14 protein-coding genes are annotated in these 17,469 nt (G+C 66.4%); 6 read left to right on the top strand and 8 right to left on the bottom strand.

Annotated features, from left to right (window positions below; genetic code table 11):
* Nucleotides 1-131: 131 nt before the first annotated feature.
* The 5 genes from ASE88_RS11565 to ASE88_RS11545 form a co-directional block, all read right to left on the bottom strand.
* Nucleotides 132-1,481 (bottom strand): family 43 glycosylhydrolase, encoded by a 1,350-nt coding sequence (locus ASE88_RS11565; RefSeq protein WP_056478222.1) that lies wholly within the window; start codon nucleotides 1,479-1,481, stop codon nucleotides 132-134.
* Nucleotides 1,478-2,581 carry a glycoside hydrolase family 43 protein gene (locus ASE88_RS11560; protein ID WP_082463152.1) on the bottom strand — a complete coding sequence of 368 codons (1,104 nt, stop codon included), beginning with the start codon at nucleotides 2,579-2,581 and terminating at the stop codon, nucleotides 1,478-1,480. Before ASE88_RS11560 ends, ASE88_RS11565 begins: the two co-directional genes overlap by 4 nt.
* A gap of 127 nt (nucleotides 2,582-2,708) precedes the next feature.
* Nucleotides 2,709-4,223 carry a tryptophan halogenase family protein gene (locus ASE88_RS11555; RefSeq protein WP_056478220.1) on the bottom strand — a complete coding sequence of 505 codons (1,515 nt, stop codon included), beginning with the start codon at nucleotides 4,221-4,223 and terminating at the stop codon, nucleotides 2,709-2,711.
* Nucleotides 4,220-4,903: a DUF6445 family protein gene (locus ASE88_RS11550; RefSeq protein WP_056478218.1), complete on the bottom strand. Its 684-nt coding sequence runs from the start codon at nucleotides 4,901-4,903 to the stop codon at nucleotides 4,220-4,222. Before ASE88_RS11550 ends, ASE88_RS11555 begins: the two co-directional genes overlap by 4 nt.
* 109 nt (nucleotides 4,904-5,012) lie before the next feature.
* Nucleotides 5,013-7,799 (bottom strand): TonB-dependent receptor, encoded by a 2,787-nt coding sequence (locus ASE88_RS11545; protein WP_235527914.1) that lies wholly within the window; start codon nucleotides 7,797-7,799, stop codon nucleotides 5,013-5,015.
* Nucleotides 7,800-8,028: 229 nt separating this feature from the next.
* Here ASE88_RS11545 and ASE88_RS11540 point away from each other — a divergent pair, with 229 nt between their 5' ends.
* From ASE88_RS11540 to ASE88_RS11530, 3 genes are all read left to right on the top strand, one after another.
* A complete protein-coding gene (locus ASE88_RS11540) occupies nucleotides 8,029-8,742 on the top strand; it encodes a FadR/GntR family transcriptional regulator (RefSeq protein WP_056478214.1) in 714 nt (237 codons plus the stop codon).
* Nucleotides 8,743-8,785: 43 nt separating this feature from the next.
* On the top strand, nucleotides 8,786-10,315 hold the full coding sequence (locus tag ASE88_RS11535) for a glycoside hydrolase (RefSeq protein ID WP_082466512.1): 1,530 nt from the start codon (nucleotides 8,786-8,788) through the stop codon (nucleotides 10,313-10,315).
* Between the two features lie 89 nt (nucleotides 10,316-10,404).
* Complete coding sequence (locus ASE88_RS11530) at nucleotides 10,405-10,743, top strand: hypothetical protein (RefSeq protein WP_056478212.1); 339 nt, start codon at nucleotides 10,405-10,407, stop codon at nucleotides 10,741-10,743.
* A 25-nt stretch (nucleotides 10,744-10,768) separates the two neighbouring features.
* On the opposite strand, the gene ASE88_RS11525 is transcribed toward ASE88_RS11530, so the two are convergent.
* Nucleotides 10,769-12,049, bottom strand: coding sequence for an MFS transporter (locus ASE88_RS11525; RefSeq protein WP_056478210.1), 1,281 nt, complete (start codon nucleotides 12,047-12,049; stop codon nucleotides 10,769-10,771).
* 227 nt (nucleotides 12,050-12,276) lie between these two features.
* On the opposite strand from ASE88_RS11525, the gene ASE88_RS11520 reads away from it, so the two are divergent.
* Nucleotides 12,277-13,425: a metallophosphoesterase gene (locus tag ASE88_RS11520; protein WP_056478208.1), complete on the top strand. Its 1,149-nt coding sequence runs from the start codon at nucleotides 12,277-12,279 to the stop codon at nucleotides 13,423-13,425.
* Nucleotides 13,426-13,504: 79 nt separating this feature from the next.
* Nucleotides 13,505-14,755 carry an arsenic transporter gene (locus ASE88_RS11515; RefSeq protein WP_056478206.1) on the top strand — a complete coding sequence of 417 codons (1,251 nt, stop codon included), beginning with the start codon at nucleotides 13,505-13,507 and terminating at the stop codon, nucleotides 14,753-14,755.
* Between the two features lie 51 nt (nucleotides 14,756-14,806).
* Here the strand turns inward: ASE88_RS11515 and wrbA are convergent, their stop codons facing one another.
* Together wrbA and ASE88_RS11505 are read right to left on the bottom strand one after the other, a co-directional pair.
* Entirely contained in the window at nucleotides 14,807-15,409 is a 603-nt protein-coding gene (gene wrbA, locus ASE88_RS11510) for an NAD(P)H:quinone oxidoreductase (RefSeq protein ID WP_055872979.1), read from the bottom strand.
* Nucleotides 15,410-15,526: 117 nt separating this feature from the next.
* Nucleotides 15,527-16,261, bottom strand: coding sequence for a pirin family protein (locus ASE88_RS11505; RefSeq protein WP_056478204.1), 735 nt, complete (start codon nucleotides 16,259-16,261; stop codon nucleotides 15,527-15,529).
* Nucleotides 16,262-16,390: 129 nt separating this feature from the next.
* Between ASE88_RS11505 and ASE88_RS11500 the strand changes: the two genes are divergently transcribed.
* The gene (locus ASE88_RS11500) at nucleotides 16,391-17,284 is read left to right on the top strand and encodes a LysR family transcriptional regulator (RefSeq protein WP_055872985.1); all 894 of its coding nucleotides are present in this window, start codon (nucleotides 16,391-16,393) and stop codon (nucleotides 17,282-17,284) included.
* The last annotated feature ends 185 nt before the right edge of the window (nucleotides 17,285-17,469 follow it).

Raw genomic sequence — 17,469 nt, 5'->3', positions numbered from 1 at the left:
CGGTCCGTACATCGTGACGCGGCATTCCGGGCAGTGAAACCGTAGCGGGCGACCGCCCCTGGCCACCGGCGTGCCCGCTGCGCCTACAGGCGAGACGAGCGCAAGGCACAGCACCGGTCGCCGCTATGGCGTCATCGGATCGTCCACTCCCAGACGCCAGCGCCGCTCGGCACGGTCAGCCGCAGATAGCGGGTGGGTGCGGCATGATGCAGCACGATCGGCGATCCGCTCGCCGTCGTCTGCGCCACGCGGCGCCACGTCCGGCTATCCGCCGACGCCTCGATCGACAGCGCATAGCGACGGATCGGATACTCCATCCGCACGAGGCTCTCGCGCACCGTTCGCGCCGTGCCGAGATCGGCGACCAGTGTAGCGGGGCCGCCAGGCCTGGGCCGCCACAGTGTCGCATAATTGTCGTCCGCCGCGCGCACCGGGCCGTGGAGCGCGTCAGCCCCCGCGCCGCGCGCGGTCCAGCGCAGCCCGGCATCGCGCCGTGCCGCAAACCCGGCGACCGCGCCGCCCTGCCCCGGCAGCACGGTCGCGATCGTACCGTCGTCGTGGATCGTCAGCGGGTCGACCGCGACCTGACGGAGCACGGCGTCGCCGGCTTGTGGGAATGGCAGGCCCTGGCGATGATACAGGATGTACGCTTGGCCGTTCGATCGGAAGATGGCGTGATGCCCCGGACTGATCACGTCATGCGCGCGATCGGTCGACAGGATCGGACTGTTGGCGGCCTCGCGAAACGGCCCGAACGGCGTGTCGCCGATCGCGTACCGGACCTTGTACGTGTCCTCGGTCGTCTTGCCGTCGCTGTAGGTCAGCACATAGTGTTTTCCGGCGCGGACCATGAACGGCGCCTCGAAATACTGCGGCGGGGTGACGTCCTTCGGCGTGCCGTCGAACGTGACCATGTCCGGCTTCAGCTTGACGACGAAGCAATGCCCGTTGGTCCAGTTCAGGCCCGATCCCCAATAGAGATAGGCCTGGCCATCGTCGTCGATGAACGCCTCGGCATCGATCATGTGGTATCTGGGATCGAACGCCTTGGCGATTAGCGGCTTGCCGCCATGCGCGTCGCGCCACGGCCCGGCGGGCGACGGTGCGGTGCCGACCCAGATCTCGCTGCCGACCGAGACATACATGAACCAGCGCCCATCGCGCGTCTTGACGACCGAGGGCGCCCAGACTTTGGAATCCCCCGAACTCGGGCTGCTCGCCGCCGCCTTGGTCGGCCAGGCAGGCGTCGAGAAGCGCCAGTCGCGACCGTTGGTCGAGGTCCATAGCGCGAGCCGATCGTCTCCCCAGGGATCGATCGTTGCAAAGATATACCAGCGCCCCTCGTCATGAACGATCGAGGGATCCGCGAAATAGCCGGGCAGCAACGGATTGCGCGTCGATGCGGCATCCCAACGCGGCGCAGGCGCATCGGCGGCAGTCAGCACGGTCGCGGCGGCAGCCAGCAGAGCAATTCGGATCATAGAGTCTCCAGCGACCAGCGGTCGCGCCAGTGCAGGATCGGGCGATCGCCCTCCCATTCGATCGGCAGCCACACGTACCGACCGTCGATCGCGTTCTTCGGACGCCAGATGTCCGCCATGAACACGAACCGCTCGCGGCCGGTCGTGTCCGGACACGGCAGGACGAAACTGCTCTGCCCGCCAAAGGTCGTCGCGACTTGCGCCGGCGTGCCGCGCACCGGATTGCCCAGCGACGTCCACGGCCCTTCGATTCGATCGGCAACGAACGACCGTGCAGGATTGGGCGCCCAGCCGGTGAGCCCCGAGGTGATCATATAATAGCGTCCGCGCGCGCGAAAAATCGCGGGTGCCTCATTCGCACCACCGGGCAGCAACCGCCAATAACGCCCATCATGCGCGGTGAGATCGGGTCGCAAGCGTGCCGCCTGCAGCGTGCGGTTCTCCTCCGACGCATAGACGTGCCAGGCGGCGCCTTCGGCATCGACGAAGAGCGTCATGTCGCGCGCCATCTGCCCGCCGGGGCGGTCGCGGACGAGATGGCTGTCGGTCTGGGCTTTGTCCGCTGCGGTCACGTCGACCGGCCACTGCCCCGGATCGACGCGCCCCGATCGGAGGAAGCGGTATGGCCCGGTCACCCGGTCGGCGACCGCAACCCCCGCGCGAGCCGCGGCATAGCCCTGCCCCTTCAGCTCGAGGTGAAACCACATCACGAACCGTCCCGACACCGGATCGCGCAGGACCTTGGGCCGCTCGATCACGCACCCGCGGACGATCTCGCTGGTGGGATCGTCCGAGACGGCAAGCGCGATACCCTCGTCGCGCCAGTCGTACAGATTGGCCGAGCTGTAGACGTGGACACCGACCTGCGCGACATTGCCGCCCTCGCCCGCGGTCTTGTGCTCGCCGAACCAGTACCATCGGTCGCCGTGCCGCAGCAGTCCGCCGCCATGCGCGTTGATGTGCACGCCGCGATCGTCGGGCCAGAGCGCGCCGGGCGTGAACGCCGCTATTGGCGGTCGGGCGGACGCTGACGTCGAGGCATGTCCTGCGGCCAGCGTTGCGATGCCCCCTGCGATCAGGTCGCGACGGTTCGGCTGCATCCTATGCCGTCCCGGGCGCGCGGGGGGAATGTGCGGTGCCGATCAGACTGTTCGAACGCCTCACCCGATCCTCCGATACCACAAACGACAGACCCCTATTTTGTCTGACATTATCGCCGTCCATCCGCTATGCAATCGATCTCGCGCAGTGGCGGGCGATAAATTGCTCGTGCGGCGGCATCCGCGTCGCCGCGGCCGCGGTGACCGCAGCCATCCGCGCCAGCCGGGTGCGCGCCTCGTCCGCCGACAGGCTCGCGGCGAGTGGGTCGAACCCGTTCGCGCACAGCCCCTGCCCGTCCATCACCGCGAGCCAGCTCGTCTTGGTGAACAGGTCGTCCGCCTCGCGGAACACGCGTCCGGTCGCCTGATAGATGCGGATCCGTTCGGCGAGCGTCTCGGGTACCGCCATCGTTCGGACATGGTCCCAATAGGGTGTGTCGTCACGCTGCGTCGCGTGGAAGTGCAGGATGATGAAATCACGGATGCTGTCATACTCCGCGATCATCAGCCTGTTGTAGCGACGGATGTCCGCCGCCTCGAAATCGCGGGTCGGCAGCATTTCGAGGAGTCGCGCTATCCCGGCCTGGATCAGGTGGATGCTGGTCGATTCGAGCGGTTCGAGAAACCCGCTCGACAGCCCGAGCCCGACGCAGTTCTTGACCCAGAAGGCGTCGCGTCGCCCGGTCCGGAACCGCAGCGCCCTGGGTTCCGCTAGCGGTTCGCCGTCGAGACTGGCGAGCAATGTCGCGATCGCCTCGTCCTCCGATAGATGACCGCTGGCGAAGACATAGCCATTGCCGGTGCGGTGCTGGAGCGGAATCCGCCACTGCCAGCCGGCCGCGCGCGCGGTCGACCGCGTATAGGGGGTCGGCGGCCCGACCGGCGCGCTCGGCACCGCGACCGCGCGGTCGTTGGGCAGCCAGTGCGACCAGTCCTCATAGCCGGTGCCAAGCGTCTCGCCGAGCAGCAGCGCGCGAAACCCCGAACAGTCGACGAACAGATCCGCCGCAATCCGCTCGCCCGACGCAAGCGTCACCGTCTCGACGAAGCCGTCCGCGCCGCGCACCGCGACATCGACGACGCGGCCCTCGCGCCGGACGACGCCGGTCGCCTCCGCATGGCGGCGTAGGAACCGCGCATAGAGTGAGGCGTCGAAATGATAGGCATAACCAATCCGGTGGAGCGGCGTGTTGCCGCCATCGGTGAGCGGTCGCATGAACCGGCCATCCTGCGCCGCCGCCGCGCAGATCGAATAGGCGTCGAGCGACGCCGCATCGCCCACGGCCCGCAAGCGGTGCCACAGTCCCTCGAACGGCACCGCGCCGACGTCGGTGCCATAGACGCCGAACGGGTGGAAATAGCACGCGCCTGGGCGCAACCAGTCGACGAACTCGATACCGAGCTTGAAGCTGCCCATCGTCGCGGCGACGAAGGCGTCCTCGTCGATACCGAGCAGCGCGTTGAACGCCTGGATCGGCGGAATGGTCGCTTCGCCGACGCCGACCGTGCCGATCTCCTCGGATTCGACCAGCGTTATCGCGACGTTGCGCGTGCCGAGCACATGCGCCAACGCCGCCGCCGCCATCCAGCCCGCGGTGCCCCCGCCGATGATCGCGATGCTGCGGAGCGCGCGGTCGGTCATGCCACGAGACGACACTGGAGGAACAGATTGCCCGTCAACCGGCCACGGCGGGGATCCGCCGCATCGACGGCGACGGTGTCGATCAGCCCCGAATGCAACAACGCCGCGCGGTAGAGGATGAGCCGGTCGGGCATTGCGGCGCAGGCGTGGATGAGATCGAATAGCGGATCGTCGACCGCGCCCGGATAGCGCGGCGGACCCTCCGTCAGCTCCGCGTCGCGCCGGTCCTGATACGGCGCGATCCGCGATGAATCCACGGTCTCGAACCCCGTGGCGCGATGGCGGAAGAATCCCGTGCCACCGTGCCGCGCGTCGCACAGATAATGCACCGTCGCGAACTGCAGACGGTCGGCAGTATCGACGTGCGGGACACATTGTGCGGGGGCCAGGTCGGCAGGATCGGTCGTCACCAGCGAGAAATTGCCGCGGGCACGTACCGGCCTGACGGGTCCCGTGCCGAAATGCTCGGCGATCAGCGGCAGGACCTGTTGCACCATGCGATCGATATACTGGGTCGGCGCAGGTCCGAGCAGGCCGGGATAGCCGCTGCCGACCGACGCGGCGGGTGCGAAGCGCGAGCGCGTCGCAGCATAGTCGACCAGCAAATCGGCGATGCCGGTGGCATGATTCATTGTGATCACGGGTTCGCGTTCATCGCCCACATAGTGGACCGACACCATAGGGTCGCACGTTGGCCGCGGAATCGTCATGGGCACGCGCTTATCCGAAAAAATGCCGACGTGGCAGGGGAACACCACGTCGGCAGGCGGGGACGGCGGGGAAGAACGGTCAGTAGGTGGCGCGCAGCGAGAAGCCGAACCGGCGGTCGTTGAGCGTGTATTGCAGCGGCTGGCTCGTCGTGCCGATATAGGTCACGTTCATCCGATTGGTCAGGTTCACCGCATCCACCGAAAACGCGAAATGTTCGTTGATGTTGTAGCTGATCGAACTGTCGAGCGAGGCATAGGGCTTCTGAAACTGCGGAATGCCGTTTGCGCCGCTGCCCGAGGTCGTATCGAGATACTTGCCGCGCCAGCTCCACGCGAGACGCGCCGTGATCGGCCCCTTTTCGTACAGCCCGACAAGGTTGTAGCTGTTCTTCGACAGCTTCTCGAGCGGCACCTGCGTTGGGATCGAGCTGCCCGTGGTGGCAAACGGGTTCGAGACGTTGCTGTCGACGAACGTGTAGTTCGCCTGCACGCCGAACCCGCTGAGCAGGCCTGGTAGGAAGTCGAAGAACTGCTGATACGCCGCCTCGAACCCCTTGATCTTGCCGCTGCCGGTGTTGAGCGTGGTGCCAATATCATAGGCGATGCCGTTGAACGATCGCACCACCGTCCCGCCCGCGAGGAACCCGTCGACGGTCTTGTAGAAACCGCCGAGCGTCACCGAACCCGTCGGCGCGAAATACCATTCGATCGTCGCGTCGTAGTTGTTCGAGGTGATCGGCCGGAGGAACGGGTTGCCCGACCCACCGCTCGGACGCCCGGTGATCGGACTGACCTGCGTCGCAGGATTGAGCGTAACGTTGGTCGCGAGCTGATCGAAGTTTGGCCGCGCGAACGACTTGCTGAACGCGAAGCGCGTCTGCAGCTTGTCGGTCAGGTGCGCGCGCAGGTTGAAGCTCGGCAGTGCCTTCACATACTCCCGATTGACCTCGATCGGGACCAGCGTGCCGTCGCTGTTGAATACCGTGCCCGCGGAACCGCTCCGCGTCCGAACGATGCGAACGCCAAGCGTGCCGTCGATCCGCAGTCCGGCGACATCGGTATCGTAATCCGCCATCGCATAGGCGGCGAGCGTCTTTTCGGTCTGATGGTTGAGATCGCCCGGTGTGAACGCGGTCTTCGGTGTCGCACCGAACAGCGCCTCGGTCTTGGTCAGGCTGTCGAACAGACCGCTACCCTGCGAGAAGGCGGGATAGAGGATTCCGCCGGGCAGCGTCTTGCCGTCGAAGAAGTTCGAGGATGGCCCGGCGATGGCCAGTTCGGGATACGTCGACAACCGCACGAACGGGATGCCATTCGCCGACGAACAGCTTGGGTTCGGCCCCGACGGCAAGAGGCAGAAGCCGTTCCACGTCCCCCGCAAATCGACGCTGCTGTCCGAGTAACGCAGGCCACCGCGCAGTTTCTTCAGCACGTCGCCCTCGACCTCGTAATCGAGGTCATAAGCCAGCGCGAGCTGATCCGCATCGTTGCGCTGGATCGAATCCGCCATGTAGGTGAAGGCGTAATTGTTCGGGTTATTGAGCAATCCCGGGTTGCGCACGTTCCACACCGGCTTCGATCCACGCAGGTCGAAATCGACGATGCTCTGGTTGGTCGCATTGTACGGCGTCTGCCCGGTCTGATCGTACAGCGAGATCACGAAGCCGTTGCGGTCCGCATTGTAGGACGACTTCAGGTACTGCGCATCGAAGCGCGCATGCAGCCGATCGGTGACGTCCCACTTCCCGTTCAGCGTGTAATTGCCCGTCGTGTTGGTCAGATCCTGATCGAACCGCGACGATTCGAACACTTGGTTGCCGAGGGATCCCGACGTCGCATAACCCGCGTCGTCGAACGTGAACGCCGAACCCGCAAGCGGCGTCGTCAGCGGGTTGCCGTTGTTGTTGTAGTAAAAATATTTGCCCTGACGGAAGAATTTATACCGCGAATACAGGGCCTGTGCGGTCAGCAGGAAATTGTCCGCCAGCTGCCACTGGAACGCGCCGGCCAGACCGATCCGGTTGCGTTTGCCACCATCGTCATAGATCTGCTCGCCGAATGGCACCTGCGCATTGGCAGGGGCGCCGGGAATGACGGTGCCGGTCGGGATCGGACCGAACTGACCGATCAGCAGCGCATCCTGGCGGTACGCGCTGCGCGCATAGCTGGCGTTCAGCAGGATGCCCATTTCGCCCACGCCGGTCGCGAACCGGTTGCTGTACAGCGCCGATCCCGAGCCACCGAACTTGTCGGCGCGGTCATAGTAATTGCCCTTCAGCGTCGCGCTGATCAGCTGCCCCGCGCTGTCGAACGGCAGACGGGTGCGGATGTTGACGACGCCGGCGATATCCCCCTCGATCGTCGAGGCTGGCGGGTTCTTAAACACGTCGATCCCGGCGAGCAGTTCGGGCGGGATCGCCTCGAGATCGAGCGTGCGCCCGCCCGAAGCGGAGATCGCAGCGCGACCGTCGATGAAATTGCTGACCTGGGTCAGACCGCGCACGGTGATCGCGGGCTGCGTCCGGTGATCGAAATCGGTCGCGCCTTCGCCGTATCGGCGCTGGATCTGGACGCCGGTGATCCGCTGCAGCGCCTCAACCGTGTTGGCGTCGGGCAGCTTGCCGATGTCCTGCGCATTGACCGAGTCGACGATCTGGTCGGAATTTCGCTTGATCGCCTGCGCGGACCGCAGGCTCTCGCGCACGCCGGTGACGACGATGTCGTCGCTCGACACGCCTTGCGCGGCGGCCTGATCGGCGTTGAGCGTCCCGCGCGTCGGCGCGGACGTGGATCCGGACGCGGTCTGCGCCGACACCGGCGTCGGCACGCTCTGCGCGAAGCCTGGTGTCGCTACGGTCACGATCACTGCCAGCGATCCTCCGATCAACATCCGCGTACGCAACCGAACCATCGTCTACATCCTCCCTATTGCAGCGTCGTCGGCCTGTTGAACGCCCGCGAAAGCGCCTGTTTGCCGATCGTTGGGAAGATTGAATACTGTATTTCTATTGTAGGACAAGAGCATTTTTGTGTAGGGTGCGTTCGATGCCGTACCGATCCAGCTAAGGCGTACGCCAATCCAAAGGGGGATCGAAATGTCAGACCTTCCCAGGCGACGGACATCGCATACACAATTGGCGCGTGACCTCGGGATCGAAATCGTGACCGGCGCGCATCCGGTCGGCGCGACTCTTCCCACCGAACACGAGATCGCCGAGCAACGCGGCGTCTCGCGCAGCCTGGTCCGCGAGGCGCTCAGGATACTCGGCGCGAAGGGCCTGCTCGAGAGCAAACCCAAGACCGGCACGCGGATCCGCGAGCGCGCGGTCTGGAACCTGCTCGACCCCAACGTGCTCGCCTGGATGTTCGAAGGCGAGCCTGCGGTCGGCTTCGTCCGCAGCCTGTTCCAGCTGCGCCTGATCATCGAGCCGTCCGCCGCCGAACTCGCCGCGACGTTCCGCACGACCCGGCATCTCTCGAGGATGGGGCATGCACTCGAACAGATGCAGAACCACGGCCTTGCGAGCCCGATCGGTCAGGCGGCCGATCAAAGCTTTCATCATGTCATCCTGGAGGCGACGCGGAACGAACTGCTCGTCAGCCTGGGGGGCAGCATCGGCGCCGCGGTGCGATGGACGACGGTCTTCAAGCATCGCCAGACGCGCAAGCCGAGCGATTCAATGCCGCAACACCGCGCGCTGTTCGAGGCGATCGCCGACGCCGACCCCGCAGGTGCGCGCGCCGCGACGATGGCGCTCATCGCGCAGGCACAAGTCGATACCGAACTGTCCCTGCGTGCAACGGACTGAAGCGGACCGCCAAGCAAACACCATTGTATCGAGGAGCCAAAGCATGATCCACAGCACGCGCCGCATCGGCATCACCATCCTCGCGCTGGTCGCGACACCGTCGAGCGCGCGGATTGCGCCACCGGTTCAGGCGCCGCCAATCCAAGCGCCAGCAATCCGGGCGGCACCAGTCCAGGATGGCGTCGCGATCACGCTCCGGCCCGCGATCGATCGCCCCGGCACCGAGTTCGAAGGCTGGGGAACCGCGCTTGCCTGGTTCGCCAACGTCACCGGCGGCTACCCCGACGCGACCCGCGAACGCCTAGCCGACCTGTTCTATGGTAAGCAGGGCCTGGGCTGGACGATCGCGCGCTACAATATCGGCGGTGGCAATGCCGCGACGACGCTGCCCTACCTCCGCACCGGCGCCGCCGTACCGGGGTTCTGGCGGCAGCCCGCCGCCGCAGTCGCCAGCGACTGGTGGCGGCCCGAGGATCCGGCGATGTGGGACTGGTCCGCCGATGCGAACCAGCGCTGGTGGCTCGATGCGATCAAGCACCGCGTTGCCGCCCCGATATTCGAGGCATTCTCGAACTCGCCGCCCGCGTTCATGACCGTCAGCGGCCGCGTATCCGGCGCGGTCAAAGGCACCGACGACAATCTCCGCCCCGGTCAAGAGCGTCCGTTCTCCACCTATCTCGCACGCGTCGTCGGCGAACTCGAGCGTCGCCACCAGATTCGTTTCCGCACGCTGTCGCCGGTCAACGAGCCCAATACTGATTACTGGTTCGCCGCGAACACGCAGGAGGGCGCACATTGGTCGCCCGCCCGACAGGCGACGATGATCGACGCAACCGCCGCCGCGCTCGACGCCGCCGGCCTCGACACCGCGATCGCTGCGCCCGACGAGACCAACGCCCATCTGTTCGTCGCCGATTGGGCCGCCTACCCGCCAGCGACGCGGGCGCGGATCGGCCAGCTCAACGTGCACAGCTATGGGACCGTCCACCAGACCGCGGTGCGCGATATCGCCCGCGCCGCGAATATCCGGCTGTGGATGAGCGAGGACGACACCCCACTCGACAAGGATCCCGAATCCTTCGTCGACATGGCGTCCGGCCTGGCGTTCGGCGAACATGTCGTCCAGGATCTGAAGCGGCTCGAACCCGCGGCGTGGGTTTTTTGGCAGGCGGTCGAGAATTTCAGCGGGAAGGACGGCAAGCCGGGTTCGAACTGGGGGCTCGTCAAGATGGACCTGAACGCCGCCCCGGCCGCGCCGCACCCGATCCAGATCACCCCGAAATACTGGGTGATGGCGTCGTTCAGCCGCTATCTGCGCCCAGGCTACCGACTGGTCCCCGTCGACGACGCCGACACGATCGGCGCGTCCTCGCCCGATGGCCGCACGCTGATCCTGGTCCATGTCAACGGCGGCTCGATCGCGCGGCGGCTGACGATCGCGCTGCCGAACGCCCGGGTGCGCGATGTCGTCGTGACCGATGCGACGCATCACGCCGCCAGCGTCGGCGGATCGGGCGCCGCGACGATCGCGCGGCCCCGCTCGGTCACGACGATCCTGCTCGACGTGAAATAGGCGTGGTTGCGCGGGACGAAGAGCGATGCTGTGAATTTCCGGAGCATGCCGCTACAGCGGCGGCATACTCAGGGGATTTGGCTCGTCACATGGCCCGCAAGCATTCGAAACATGGTCCCTATGAAGACCTGACGCCCGACGCCGCGCCGCCGGCGCCGGCGGTCGCGTGCTGGCTGTGCGGACGGCCCACCGGCGCGACCATCGTCTGGCATCATCCCGTGCCGAAAAGCCGCGGCGGTCGCGACGTCGTACCGATGCATCCGATCTGCCAGCAGACACTGACCGCCAATTTCACGAATTCGGAGCTCCAGCGCCACGGGATGGATGTCGAGGGGCTGCTGGCGAGCCCCGCGGTGCGCAAATTCGTCGATTGGGTCGCGAACAAGGACCCCGACTTCACCGCGACGCTGACCAAGAAACAGCGCTGAACATCCGGGAGGGGGGCGTAGCTGCTCAGCCCGCCCCCTTCTCCTTGGTTTCGGGCATCGCGACCACGTACAGTCCCAGCCCGAGCGCGGCGATCGTCGCGAGCGTCAGGAAGCTGGCGGTGTACCCGGCCCAGACGATGATCGCCCCCGCCAGCGTCGCCGACAGCGCCGCCCCCAGCCCCTGGGCGCTGGCCACCGCGCCCTGGCTGACGTTGAAGCGGCCAGTGCCCTTGGTCAGATCGGCGATCACGACCGGGAACAGCGCGCCGAAGATCCCTGCCCCCACGCCGTCCAGCGCCTGCACCCCCACCAGCCACCACGGATTATCCGACACGGTGTACAGCGCACCGCGCGCGGCAAGAAACGCGAACGCGACCAGGAACAGCGGCTTGGTGCCCCAGCGATCGGTGTGGCGACCGACCAGGATCGCAACCGGCACCATGACGAGCTGCGCCGCGACGATGCACGCGGCGGTAAGCGAGGTCGCTTGATCCTTGCCGACCGTCCGCGCGAGCAGCTGGCTGACCGAGGTCAGCATCGCCGCGTTGGCGAGGTGGAACAGGAATGCCGTGAGGGCGAAGATCATCAGCGACCTGTTCTCGAGCAACGTCTTCCAGCCGCTCGGCTGCGCGCAATCGTCGTCCGCCTCGTCGGGTTCGCAATCGAGCCCGCGCGCGACCGCGTTGTCGATGTCGTCGTTCTTCAGGCGCGACGCGCTGACGATGCTCGCGACCGTCAACCCGCCCATCAGCCAGAACACGACGACCGGGCCGAACTTCCACGCCAGCACACCCGCGAGTGCCGCCGAGACCGCATTGCCCGCGTGATTGAACGCTTCGTTACGACCGACCCGCTTGGCGAACAGCTTCGGCCCGACCAGCCCGAGCGTGATCGCCGAGATCGCGGGGGCGAATACCGCGCCTGCGATCGCCGCGACGGACTGCGTGACGGCGACCGCCGTGAACCCGCTGACGATCGGCAACGAGAGGCTGCTGAGCGTGACGAGCAGCGCCGCGACCATCACGATCCGCGGCTTGTTCCTGGCGCGGTCGATCAGGCTGCCCGCGGGCGTCTGCGAAATGAGTCCGACGATCCCGGCGATCGTCAGCACCGCGCCGACGGTGGCCTCGTTCCAGCCATGCGCCGGGCCGCGCACCGCGATCAGGTAGATCGCGAGATAGGGTCCGAGGCCGTCGCGGACGTCGGCCAGGAAGAAGTTCAACGCGTCGAGCGTCCGCGTCGGGACCTTGCCGGACGGTCGATCTCCGCTCGTGCTTCGGGGCGGCATGTCCGCGATCGTGGCCATCAGGAGTCCTTCAAAGTCGCTGTCCGTCGAGCGCTAAAGATCTGGCCGGCGGCAAAGTTTCCAACGCCGAAGAATATATACGATCCAGATTTATCCAATGATCCCGGAAGCTAAACCGAAACTGAACGACGATGTTCAGCTTCAAATCATGAAGAAAATGTCACGGAACGTTCGCCTGATCCTTGCGCTTGGCTGCGACCGTCGGGAATGACTTGGAAGAGACTATAATGGCAGGGCTCCTTACCTGGATTCATTTTGGCGACCTGCATGTCGACGAGGCCGATGGGTATGAGGGACTGTCACGGTTTCGCGCACTCGCGGCGCTGGCGCAGACGCATGTCGGTCCGGGGTCGGCGGGCGGCACGGTCGATTTCGCCTTCCTGCCGGGTGACAATGCCAATCACGGGACCCACGACCAATATGCGCGAATTGCCGACGCGATGACCGGATTGTCGCTCCCCTGGCATGTGCTGGCAGGCGATCATGATTTCGAACCCGGCGACCTGACCGCGATGCATGCGATCACGACGAACCTGGCGCCCTATGCCGTCACGATGAACGGCTATCGCTGCCTGTTCCTCGATATCGTCTCCGCGGGTGATGGTGGCCCCGATTTCCGGATCGATCCCGGCCAGCGACGGTGGATCGAGCGCGAACTGAGCGCGGCGACCGCCGCCACGCTACGCAGTGTGGTCTTCATGCATGCCTATCCGGGCGACCTTCGCGACGATCCCGACGGCATTGCGGGGCTGTTCGCGGCGCACCGGGTCGCGTTCGTCGATACGGGCCACACGCATTACAACGAACTGCTCAACGACGGCCGCGTGGTATATGGCGCGACCCGCTCGACCGGCCAGATCGAAGAGGGCGCGGCGGGATTCTCCGTCGTGACGCTCGACGACGGCATCCCGAGCTGGCGGTTCCAGGCGATCGACGATCCGTGGCCGCTGGTCCAGATCACCGCGCCCGCCGATCGTCGCCTGATCACCGATCCCGATGATAGCGGCCATGTCCCGAACGGATCCTTCGTTGTCCGGGCGAAGATCCTCGGCGCCTCCGCCCCGACCGAGGTTTTTGCGCGGCTCGACGACGGCGCCGTGGTGGCGATGACGCATGACGGAGCCGGGCTGTGGGAGGCGACGATCGACGGCGTGGCCGACGGGCTCCACCGGTTGAGCGTGCGCAGCGATGGCGGCGAAGACGTGATCGAGATCCTGGTCCGCGCGCCCCGCCCGCTCGACCGTCCGGGGCCACCGCGCTTGAAGCGCAATGCGCCGACAGCACTCGGCCGCGACGTCCATGCGATCGGCGCATGGCCGGACCGCGGGATCGATGGCGCGCAGCGCGGCCCCAACAAGAACGGCCTCGACTGGTGATCCGCATCAGCGACGAACACGCGTCAACGGCACCGCAGCCACGTTCTTACGGGATGGCCCATACGTGACACACCCCGACATGCTGGCCCGGTACGCGATCTGGGCGATCTGCTTCATCGCGACGTTCGGCGTGATCACCCGGCCGTTCAAGCTCCCCGAAGCTGTCTGGGCGGTGACCGGCGCTGTCGTGCTGGTCGTGTTCGGCCTGATGCCGACCGGCGATGCCTGGCGCGCGGTGCTGGAGGGCGGCGACGTCTATCTGTTCCTGATCGGCATGATGCTGCTGTCAGAGGTGGCGCGCGCGGAAGGGCTGTTCGACTGGGTCGCGGTGCACGCGGTCCGGATGGCGAAGGGATCGACCAGCCGGCTGTTCGCGCTGGTGTTCGGAGTCGGCATCGTCGTGACGACGTTCCTGTCGAACGACGCGACCGCGGTCGTGCTGACGCCGGCGGTCTATGCCGCGGCGAAAAAGGCGAAGGCGGATCCGTTGCCGATGCTGTTTGCGTGCGCGCTGATCGCCAATGCCGCGAGCTTTGTGCTGCCGATCTCGAACCCCGCCAATCTGGTGCTGTACGGTGGCAAGATGCCAACGCTCGGCGCCTGGATGGCGTCGTTCGCGGTGCCATCGGTGATGGCGATCGGCGTCACGTTCCTGATCCTGCGCTGGCTCGAGCGCGAGCGTTTGAGCGGCACGTGCGCGACCGAGGTTGAGACGATGACGCTGCCAAGGGGCGGCATGGTCGCGCTGATCGGCATCGTCGCGACGGCAGTGCTGCTGATCGTCGCGTCGGCGCGCGGCTATGATCTGGGGCTGCCAACGTGCCTGGCGGGTATCGCCACGACCGCGGCGATCTGCATCGGCGCCCGGAAATCGCCCGTCGCGACACTACGGTCGGTGTCGTGGGCGGTGTTGCCGCTGGTCGCCGGGCTGTTCGTGCTGGTCGAGGCGCTGGCGAGCACCGGCGTCATCGCGATGCTCGCGCGCTGGCTGGCCGAGGGTGCCGCCCAGTCGCCCGCCGCGACCGCAGGGATCGCCGGATCGATCCTCGCGTTCGGATCGAACCTGATGAACAACCTGCCCGCCGGGCTGATCGCGAGCACCACGCTCGGCCAGGCGCATGTCCCGCAGATCGTCACCGACGGGCTGCTGATCGGTGTCGATTTGGGGCCGAACCTGTCGATCACCGGCTCGCTGGCCACGATCCTGTGGCTCACCGCGATCCGTCGCGAAGGCGAGGATGTCGGGTTCTGGCGCTTCCTGAAGGTCGGCGCGGTGGTCATGCCCCCCGCGCTGTTCGCCGCGCTGGGCGCCCGGCTGCTGATCGGCTGACCCCCGGTGCGAACAACGACGCGGGCGTGCGCGCCCGCGTCGCCTCTCCAATCAGGCGGTCAGCTTGGCCGCCGTCTCAGCGATCCGCTTGCCCTGATAGCGGGCACCATCGAGTTCTTCGGTGCTCGGCATTCGGCTGCCATCGCCGTCCGAGATCGTCGTCGCGCCGTAGGGCGAGCCGCCCTTGACCGTGTCGACGCCCATCTGCGCCTTAAACCCGTAGTCGAGGCCGACGATCGTCATGCCGTGATGCAGCAGGTTGGTGATGATCGAGAACAGCGTCGTCTCCTGCCCGCCATGCTGGCTCGCGGTCGAGGTGAAGGCACCGCCGACCTTGCCGACCAGCGCGCCGGAGAACCACTGCCCACCGGTCGTATCCCAGAACTGCGCCATCTGCGCGGGCATCCGGCCGAAGCGGGTCGGCGCGCCGACGATGATCGCGTCATACTGCTCGAGCGCGGCGGGGCCCTCGATCTCGGCATGCGCGGTATCGGTCTTGAAGTGCGCCGCCTCGACCACCGACTGCGGCGCGGTTTCGGCGACGCGGCGGATATCGACGTCGGCACCACCGGCGCGGGCGCCCTCGGCAACCGCATCCGCCATCTGCTCGATATGGCCGTAGGACGAGTAATAGAGCACGAGAACCTTGGTCATTGTCAGTCTCCTTTATCGACGTACCCAGCCGATGCTGGGATCTTCATCAGGTGAATGCGGCGGCCCGAACCGCGTATCTCAGCTTTCGCCGATGTGACGGATCAGGTCGCCGCGCGCTTATTCCGAGTCGACCAGAACGATCTCGGCATCATCCTGTGCCGTGATCGTGACAGTCTGACCGCCGTGCAGCGCCGCGCCGTCGCGTGCGCCGAACGCTTCGTCGCCGATCGTGATCGCGCCCGTCGCCGGCACCAGATACACGTGGCGCCCGTCCTCGATGGCATAGTCGACGCTGTCGCCGGCCTTGAGCGTCGCCGCCAGGACACGGGCATTCGCGCGGATCGGCAAGGCATCGCCGTCGCCCTCGAACCCGCTGGCGAGCGTCACGAACTGCCCCGACCGCTCGCCCTTCGGAAACGGCTTGGCACCCCAGCTCGGCGAGCCACCCTTACGCGAAGGCTCGATCCAGATCTGAAAGATCGTCGTCGTCTCGGGCTCGAGGTTGTATTCGGCGTGGCGGACGCCGGTGCCGGCGCTCATCACCTGGACGTCGCCCGCCTCGGTGCGGCCCGTGTTGCCGAGCGAATCCTGGTGCGTGATCGCCCCGCTGCGGACATAGGTGATGATCTCCATGTCCTGGTGCGGATGTGGGGGGAAGCCCGAATTGGCGGCGATCTGGTCGTCGTTCCACACGCGGATCGCGCCCCAGCCCATCCGCGCCGGGTCGTAATAGCTGGCGAACGAGAAATGGTGGCGGGCATTGAGCCAGCCATGATCGGCATGGCCGAGGCTTTCGAACGGTCGACGCTCGACGGCGGTGTCGGCGATCTTGGTCAGGGTCGTGGTCGTCATGATAAGTCTCCACTGGTTGCAGCCAAGATAAGGGGAGCGATCGCGACGTAAATAGAAACGCTGGAAACCGATCGTTTCGGTGCTAGCGTAGCGATGGTCGGATCAACCACCCCGGCGGAGAGCCCCCTTATGCGCCTGCCCGATCTCGAAGCCTGGGCGATTTTCGCCAGCGTCGTCGAACATCGCTCGTTCAGCGCCGCCGCCGATGCGATCGGGCTGAGCAAGGCGACCGTCTCGAAGGCGATCACGCGGCTGGAAGCACATCTCGGCCAGTCGCTGTTCCACCGCACATCGCGCCGGCTCGCGCTGACCGAAGCCGGCAAGCCGCTCGCGGAACACGCCGCGCGCATCCTGGCCGAGGCGCGGCTCGCGGAGGAGTCCGCCAACGACGCCGCCAGTGCTCCCACCGGCCGCGTTCGGCTCGCCGCACCGATGAGCTTCGGGATCACCAACGTCGCGCCGTTGCTCGCCGAATTCCTCGCCGCGCATCCCGGGATTGAGGTCGACCTGCATCTGTCGGATGCGCGCGTCGACATCGTCGCCGAAGGGTTCGACGTTGCGCTCCGCATCGCCGAACTGCCCGACAGTTCGCTCCGCGCACGCCGGCTCTGCACGATCCACGCGCATATCGTCGCCGCACCACGCTATCTCGCGGAGCACGGGACGCCGACCCACCCGGCACAACTCGGCGAGCATCGATTGTTCGGCTATTCCAACGTCGTCGGACCGTGGCGCTTCCAAGGGCCCGGGGGGGCAGAGGTGTCGGTGCGGGCGCAGGGGCCGCTGACCGCGAACAGTGGCGAAGCGATCCTTCCCGCGCTGGTCGCCGGTCTGGGCATCGCGCGACTGCCCGCGTTCATCGTCGGTGCGGCGCTCGCCAGCGGTGCGCTGGTGCCGATCCTGGTCGACTGGGCCCCCGCCCCGATCGGCCTCCACCTGCTCACCCCGCCGAGTCCGCTGAGACCCGCCCGCGTCGAAGCCTTGATCGCGTTCCTGACGAAACGCCTGCGCGATACGCAATGACCCGAGCCGCGCGCAGGTCGCAGCACGGTCTTGCGCACGCGCGTCTCCACGTCGCGTGCCAACCCGCTCGAACGTCAGCCTTAGCTCGAAATTAACCTTTTGCCTTCAGAGCTTGTGTGGTTAATGAATCGAAGTCGAGCTGCTGACATGGGGTGTCGGGCGGTTTCGCGAACAGGGGACGACGC

Origin of the sequence: Sphingomonas sp. Leaf38 (assembly GCF_001421825.1) — a bacterium.
In the GTDB taxonomy this organism is placed as follows: Bacteria; Pseudomonadota; Alphaproteobacteria; order Sphingomonadales; family Sphingomonadaceae; genus Sphingomonas.
This window is presented reverse-complemented; position numbering and strand designations above follow the sequence as displayed.

Bases quoted from the DNA above. Each gene is read 5' to 3' on its own strand.
- ASE88_RS11565 (WP_056478222.1), bottom strand. From the start codon at position 1,481: ATGATCCGAATTGCTCTGCTGGCTGCCGCCGCGACCGTGCTGACTGCC.
- ASE88_RS11515 (WP_056478206.1), top strand. From the start codon at position 13,505: ATGCTGGCCCGGTACGCGATCTGGGCGATCTGCTTCATCGCGACGTTC.
- ASE88_RS11560 (WP_082463152.1), bottom strand. From the start codon at position 2,581: ATGCAGCCGAACCGTCGCGACCTGATCGCAGGGGGCATCGCAACGCTG.
- ASE88_RS11500 (WP_055872985.1), top strand. From the start codon at position 16,391: ATGCGCCTGCCCGATCTCGAAGCCTGGGCGATTTTCGCCAGCGTCGTC.
- ASE88_RS11540 (WP_056478214.1), top strand. From the start codon at position 8,029: ATGTCAGACCTTCCCAGGCGACGGACATCGCATACACAATTGGCGCGT.
- ASE88_RS11550 (WP_056478218.1), bottom strand. From the start codon at position 4,903: ATGGTGTCGGTCCACTATGTGGGCGATGAACGCGAACCCGTGATCACA.
- ASE88_RS11520 (WP_056478208.1), top strand. From the start codon at position 12,277: ATGGCAGGGCTCCTTACCTGGATTCATTTTGGCGACCTGCATGTCGAC.
- wrbA (WP_055872979.1), bottom strand. From the start codon at position 15,409: ATGACCAAGGTTCTCGTGCTCTATTACTCGTCCTACGGCCATATCGAG.
- ASE88_RS11525 (WP_056478210.1), bottom strand. From the start codon at position 12,049: ATGGCCACGATCGCGGACATGCCGCCCCGAAGCACGAGCGGAGATCGA.
- ASE88_RS11530 (WP_056478212.1), top strand. From the start codon at position 10,405: ATGGCCCGCAAGCATTCGAAACATGGTCCCTATGAAGACCTGACGCCC.
- ASE88_RS11555 (WP_056478220.1), bottom strand. From the start codon at position 4,223: ATGACCGACCGCGCGCTCCGCAGCATCGCGATCATCGGCGGGGGCACC.
- ASE88_RS11535 (WP_082466512.1), top strand. From the start codon at position 8,786: ATGATCCACAGCACGCGCCGCATCGGCATCACCATCCTCGCGCTGGTC.
- ASE88_RS11505 (WP_056478204.1), bottom strand. From the start codon at position 16,261: ATGACGACCACGACCCTGACCAAGATCGCCGACACCGCCGTCGAGCGT.